This window comes from Flavobacterium sp. (genome assembly GCF_043720215.1).
GTDB lineage: Bacteria > Bacteroidota > Bacteroidia > Flavobacteriales > Flavobacteriaceae > Flavobacterium.
This window is the reverse complement of sequence record NZ_JAYSSZ010000024.1, coordinates 1-5,801: the sequence shown is the minus strand read 5'-3', so window position 1 is coordinate 5,801 and position 5,801 is coordinate 1. Positions and strand designations below refer to the sequence as shown.

Annotated in this window: 8 protein-coding genes; 5 read left to right on the top strand and 3 right to left on the bottom strand. The window is 31.9% G+C overall.

Features of this window, described 5'->3' with window-relative positions; all coding sequences use genetic code 11:
- The 3 genes from ACHZC3_RS01040 to ACHZC3_RS01030 all read right to left on the bottom strand — a co-directional run.
- Positions 1-698: heme A synthase (locus ACHZC3_RS01040; protein ID WP_394758020.1), on the bottom strand; the 698-nt coding region annotated here is incomplete at its 3' end.
- A gap of 23 nt (positions 699-721) precedes the next feature.
- The gene (locus ACHZC3_RS01035) at positions 722-2,137 is read right to left on the bottom strand and encodes a CCA tRNA nucleotidyltransferase (RefSeq protein WP_394758019.1); all 1,416 of its coding nucleotides are present in this window, start codon (positions 2,135-2,137) and stop codon (positions 722-724) included.
- 33 nt (positions 2,138-2,170) lie between these two features.
- On the bottom strand, positions 2,171-2,743 hold the full coding sequence (locus ACHZC3_RS01030; protein WP_394758018.1) for an L-threonylcarbamoyladenylate synthase: 573 nt from the start codon (positions 2,741-2,743) through the stop codon (positions 2,171-2,173).
- A gap of 170 nt (positions 2,744-2,913) precedes the next feature.
- On the opposite strand from ACHZC3_RS01030, the gene idi reads away from it, so the two are divergent.
- From idi to ACHZC3_RS01005, 5 genes are all read left to right on the top strand, one after another.
- Positions 2,914-3,441, top strand: coding sequence for an isopentenyl-diphosphate Delta-isomerase (idi, locus tag ACHZC3_RS01025; protein WP_394758017.1), 528 nt, complete (start codon positions 2,914-2,916; stop codon positions 3,439-3,441).
- The gene (locus ACHZC3_RS01020; protein WP_394758016.1) at positions 3,438-3,848 is read left to right on the top strand and encodes a 6-pyruvoyl trahydropterin synthase family protein; all 411 of its coding nucleotides are present in this window, start codon (positions 3,438-3,440) and stop codon (positions 3,846-3,848) included. The genes idi and ACHZC3_RS01020 overlap by 4 nt, the downstream gene beginning before the upstream one ends.
- Complete coding sequence (locus tag ACHZC3_RS01015; protein ID WP_394758015.1) at positions 3,848-4,306, top strand: peroxiredoxin; 459 nt, start codon at positions 3,848-3,850, stop codon at positions 4,304-4,306. Before ACHZC3_RS01020 ends, ACHZC3_RS01015 begins: the two co-directional genes overlap by 1 nt.
- A gap of 37 nt (positions 4,307-4,343) precedes the next feature.
- Complete coding sequence (locus tag ACHZC3_RS01010) at positions 4,344-5,312, top strand: type I phosphomannose isomerase catalytic subunit (RefSeq protein ID WP_394758014.1); 969 nt, start codon at positions 4,344-4,346, stop codon at positions 5,310-5,312.
- A gap of 84 nt (positions 5,313-5,396) precedes the next feature.
- A complete protein-coding gene (locus tag ACHZC3_RS01005; RefSeq protein ID WP_394758013.1) occupies positions 5,397-5,663 on the top strand; it encodes a hypothetical protein in 267 nt (88 codons plus the stop codon).
- Positions 5,664-5,801 lie beyond the last annotated feature (138 nt).

Below are 5,801 nucleotides of genomic sequence, written 5' to 3'. Positions count from 1 at the left end.
TCGTCTACAAATTGTCTAACTTGTGTTCCTAAAATAATTTGAATTAGTGTAAGAATTAATGTTACAACAATTACTTTTTTAAATAACACATCTTTTGTAGTAGAAACTTTATCACTAGCAACTCTAATAATATACAAAAGTAAGCCAACAATTATTAATGCTACAACCATGTGAAGCGATATTTTTATAGGATTTAGAACCGAATAAACAACTTTTGCTCCAAGCCAACCTTGAAATCCCATAAGGAATACAGAAACCCAAGAAAGGATTGTTGTTTTTTTATTTTGTTTCCAATACCAAAACGACAAAATAGCCATAACAAAAATGACAATTCCTGCCAGTGCTCCAGCAAGTCTGTTTAGGTATTCAATCCAAGTATGTTTAGGATTGAAGATAGCATAATCGTGTTTTGTATATTCTCTCCAATGACTTTCGTCGAAAGTTGCTCCAGTAGTAAAATCATCAATAGCAACAAGTAATTTTTCGTCTTTGATGATTACTTGATCTTCCTCAAATTCACGATTGGGTGACCAAGTTAGTTGCTTAATATCTGTTGGCGGAATATAATAACCGAAGCATTTTGGCCAATCAGGACAACCCATTCCGGATCCAGTCATTCTTACTAAAGCTCCAGCAATTATTACTAAATATACAAGGATTATTGCTGTTTTTGCTGATTTTAAAAAATATTTGTTCATAACGAATTCGTGCTAATTTGTGTTTAACCTTTCTTCAAACCTAATTTTTCTGCTCTTTTCAAAACAAATTCGAAAGCAGCTTCATATTCATTTACAATTTCGCCTTCAAGAATCGCTTCTTTTACGGCTTCTTTCAAAATTCCAATTTCTTTTCCAGGTTTTATATTAAAAATCTCCATAATTTGTTCGCCAGTTATTGGTGGCTGAAAATTGCGAACATGATCACGTTCTTCAACTTCCACTATTTTTTTCCGAACAATGGTAAAATTATTATGGTATTTATTAAATTTTTTAGGATTTTTAGTGGTAATGTCGGCCTCGCATAAAGTCATCAAATTTTCGATATCTTCACCTGCATCAAAGACCAGTCTACGTACAGCCGAATCGGTCACGATATCTTCTGATAAAACAATAGGTCGAGAACTCATCATAACCATTTTTTGAACAAATTTCATTTTTTGGTTCAAAGGCATGTTCAAACGTTCAAAGATTTTTTTGGCCATTTTCCCACCTAGAAATTCATGTCCATGAAAAGTCCATCCTTGTTTTTTGTTGAAACGTTTCGTTGGTGCTTTTCCAATATCGTGTAATAAAGCTGACCAGCGCAGCCAGACATCATCAGTGTTTGGGCAAATATTATCTACTACTTCTAGCGTGTGATAAAAATTATTTTTGTGTGTATGACCTTCAATTTCTTCCACTTGATTTAAAGCGGTTAATTCAGGGAGAATGATATCTAAAAGCCCCGTTTTAAATAATAATAAAAATCCGACGGAAGGTTTATCAGTCATAAGGATTTTGTTTAATTCATCGACAATTCTTTCTCCCGAAATTATCTTGATTCTTTCTGCATTTTTAGTAATTGAATTCAGAGAATTTTCTTCAATAGTAAAACCCAATTGTGATGCAAAACGAATACCTCGAAGCATTCGTAAAGGATCGTCAGAATACGTAATGTCAGGGCTTAAAGGTGTTATTATGATTTTGTTTTCTAAATCAATCAAGCCGTCAAATGGATCTAATAATTCTCCGTAATTTGTAACATTCAAAGAAATAGCCAAAGCATTTATCGTAAAATCACGACGATTTTGGTCATCTTGAAGTGTTCCGTTTTCTACGACAGGCTTTCTACTATCATGAGTGTACGATTCTTTTCTTGCGCCAACAAACTCTATTTCAGTATCTTCAAAACGAAGCATAGCAGTTCCGTAAGTTTTAAAAACTTGAACTTTTGGCTTGTTTGGAAGTAATTGAGAAACTTTTAATGCCAGTTCAATTCCGCTTCCAACGGCAACAATATCAATGTCTTTTTTGAAGTCTCTTTTCAAAATTAGATCACGTACAAACCCACCAATTACATAACTATCAATGTTAAGTTCTTTGGAAGCTTTTGAAATAATTTCAAAAATTTTATTTGTTAAGGATGCTTTGTAGTTCATGAGTTTGACCGCAAATTTGCGATTAAATTTTTTCTATTTTCTAATAATTTTTACCTGCGAATCACTGGTTAATTTTATAATGGTAGATGGTTTTCCAGCAATTTTTTCGCGATCCAAATTTACAACATAGTCTACGCCTTTTACAATTTCAGGACTAATATCTTTAAACGCAATAGGAGTAGGCTGTCCAGAAATATTTGCAGAAGTTGAAACCAATGGTTTTTTCATTCTCTCCAGTAATTTAAAACAAAAAGGTTCTTTTACAATTCGAATTCCAAGTGTGTTGTCTGGAGCAATAAGGTTTGGTGCTACATTTCTAGGTTTATCTAAAATTATAGTGGTTGGTTTTTCAGATATATCTATGATTTGCCAAGCTACTTCTGGAATGTCTTTAAAAATATTATACATCATTTTTTCACCATTCATTAAGCAAATCATACTCTGAGTTTCGGCTCTTTGTTTGAGTTTATATATTTTAGCAACGGCTTCAGCATTTGTAGCATCGCAACCAATTCCCCAAACTGTATCAGTAGGATAAAGTATAATTCCGCCTTCTTTTATAGCCTCAAATGCGTTGTGTATTTCAGTATTTATATCTGGATTCATTGTTTATATAGTTGTAAAAATAGATTGAGATTTAGATTACAAATTTAACACTTATTTTTTAATGTATTAGCCGTTATATTCAATATCAACTGAGAATTATTAGGAAATACCTATTTTCATTCTTTTCAAATCCATTTCTTTTTTTGTATTTTTACAAACAATAAATAAGTATGATAGAAGAAAAGGTAATTTTAGTAAACGAGAACGACGAGCAAATAGGTTTAATGCCTAAGCTTGAAGCACACGAAAAAGCAATTTTGCATCGTGCTTTCTCAGTTTTTGTGTTAAATAGTAACAACGAAATTATGCTGCAGCAACGAGCGCATCATAAATATCATTCACCATTATTGTGGACAAATACTTGTTGTAGTCATCAAAGAGAAGGCGAAACTAATATTAAGGCAGGAACTCGTCGTTTGTATGAAGAAATGGGGTTTGTAACTGAGCTAAAAGAGTTATTTAAGTTCATATATAAAGCACCATTTGATAACGGGCTTACTGAACATGAACTAGATCACGTTATGATAGGCTATTATAACAATGAACCGATTATAAATAATGACGAAGTAGAAAATTGGAAATGGATGACTATTGAAGATGTAAAATCAGATATGGAACAAAATCCTGATATTTATACGGTTTGGTTTAAGATTATTTTTGACGAATTTTATCATTATCTAGAAGATCATAAAATATGAAAGTAACTGTAAGTAGAAAAGCACATTTCAATGCCGCACATCGTTTATACCGGAAAGATTGGTCTATGGAAAAAAATGACCAAGTTTTCGGAAAATGTAACAATCCAAATTTTCACGGACATAATTATGAGTTAATTGTATCAGTAACAGGGCAAATAAACCCCGAAACTGGTTATTTGATTGATATTAAAGATTTGGTTGATATTATTTATGAAGAAGTTGAATTGAAATTTGATCATAAAAACCTAAACCTTGATGTTCCAGAATTTCAGGAATTAAACCCAACTGCCGAAAATATAGTTGTTGTAATTTGGAATAAAATCCGAAAAAAAATTCCATCTGAAATGGACTTAGAAATCACACTGTACGAAACCCCACGTAATTTTGTAACCTATAAAGGAGAATAATGGAACCAATAAAAGTAGGAGATAAAATGCCAATATTTGGCGCAAAAGACCAAGACGGAAACGATTTTTATATCGAATCCGTATTGCATAAAAAAATACTAGTTATTTATTTTTATCCAAAAGATGAAACACCCGGTTGTACAAAACAAGCCTGTTCGTTTAGAGATGAATATCAAGATATAAAAAATGCAGGAGCTGAAGTTATAGGAATAAGTGGTGACAGCCAGAAATCACACAAAAAATTTGCAGAAAATCACAAATTACCCTATATTTTATTGTCAGACAAAGACAAAATTATCCGAAAACTTTTTGGAGTGCCCAGTATTATGTTAGGGTTAATTCCGGGAAGAGTTACTTATGTAGTAGATCTGAAAGGCATCGTGCAAATGGTTTACAACAGTATGGACGCCAGTCAGCACATACCCAAATCACTCGAAGCAATCCAAAATTTAAAATAGAATAAATTTTCGCATTTTTGCATAATACTATACAACTATGAGTACAAATTGGTATCCGCTTGTTTTCGAACCCATTCTAAAAGATAGAATTTGGGGAGGAACCAAGTTACAATCAATACTCGAAAAAAAAATCAACTCACAAACGACGGGTGAAAGCTGGGAAATATCTACAGTTTCAGATAATGTAAGTGTAGTAAAAAATGGTTTTCTACAAGGAATAACACTAAACGAATTACTCGAAAAACACCCAGAAGAAATATTAGGGACAAAAATTTACAAGCAATTTGGCAAACAATTCCCTTTATTGTTTAAGTTTTTAGATGCTCGTGAAGACTTATCAATACAAGTACACCCCAACGACGAATTAGCAAAAAAGCGACACAATTCCTTCGGAAAAACTGAAATGTGGTACGTTATGCAAGCTGATGATAAAGCCAGAATAATAGTAGGATTCAAAGAAAAATCATCACCAGAACAATATTTAGAACATTTAGAAAACAAAACATTAACTACAATTTTAGAGGAAATTCCAGTAAAAAAGGGAGACATATTTTTTCTAGAAACAGGAACAATTCACGCCATTGGAGCAGGAATTGTAATCGCTGAGATTCAGCAAACATCGGATATTACGTATCGTATTTACGATTTTGATAGGAAAAACTCAGAAGGTAATACAAGAGAACTGCACAACGACTTAGCTTTAGAAGCAATAAATTATAATAAAGTCGTAGCTAAGAAAAATTACAGCAAAATAATTAACACTTCAAATGAAGCTGTAAATTGCTCTTATTTTACAACTAATTATATACCGCTCGATGGAGAATTTACTTTTAAAGAAAACTCTAGTAGATTTAAAGTATTTATGTGTATTGAAGGAGAATTTGATTTGGTTTATAATAAAGAAAAACAAACATTCAAAAAAGGAGAAACCATATTACTTCCAGCAGCAATTACAAATTATAATTTGGTAGGAAAAGCATCTATTTTAGAAATTTACATTTCATAGTCTATATTATAAAGATTATGTGTACTTTTGCACCCGAATTATAACATTCAACAGAAATAATAAAATTTCAAAAAATAAAATAAAATGGCAAACGTTAAGAATTTAAAAAAAGACATCAACTATGTATTAGGTGATATTATTGAAGCAGTTTACTTATACGAAATGACGACTTCAGGAAAACCTACAGATGCTACAAATGGTTTAATTGACCAGGCTATTGCTGCTTTTGATGGTTTAATCACTAAAGTAAACGCAAAAAACGTTGAAAACAAAAAAGCGCATTTCAAACAAATTAATTTAGAATTGGAACAAGTTGCAAATCAAATGGTTGAAAAAATCAACGCATTGTAGTAAAAATAAATTGAAAAAAAGTATCAATTTATTTTGGTAATTAGATTTTCAAAATTATATTTGCAGCAGAATTAAAGTCGCCAGCGTAGCTCAGTTGGCTAGAGCAGCTGATTTGTAATCAGCAGGTCGTGGGTTCGA

Excerpts from the sequence above, each read along its gene's own strand:
- ACHZC3_RS01010 (WP_394758014.1), top strand. The coding sequence starts at position 4,344 with ATGAGTACAAATTGGTATCCGCTTGTTTTCGAACCCATTCTAAAAGAT.
- idi (WP_394758017.1), top strand. The coding sequence starts at position 2,914 with ATGATAGAAGAAAAGGTAATTTTAGTAAACGAGAACGACGAGCAAATA.
- ACHZC3_RS01005 (WP_394758013.1), top strand. The coding sequence starts at position 5,397 with ATGGCAAACGTTAAGAATTTAAAAAAAGACATCAACTATGTATTAGGT.
- ACHZC3_RS01020 (WP_394758016.1), top strand. The coding sequence starts at position 3,438 with ATGAAAGTAACTGTAAGTAGAAAAGCACATTTCAATGCCGCACATCGT.
- ACHZC3_RS01030 (WP_394758018.1), bottom strand. The coding sequence starts at position 2,743 with ATGAATCCAGATATAAATACTGAAATACACAACGCATTTGAGGCTATA.
- ACHZC3_RS01035 (WP_394758019.1), bottom strand. The coding sequence starts at position 2,137 with ATGAACTACAAAGCATCCTTAACAAATAAAATTTTTGAAATTATTTCA.
- ACHZC3_RS01015 (WP_394758015.1), top strand. The coding sequence starts at position 3,848 with ATGGAACCAATAAAAGTAGGAGATAAAATGCCAATATTTGGCGCAAAA.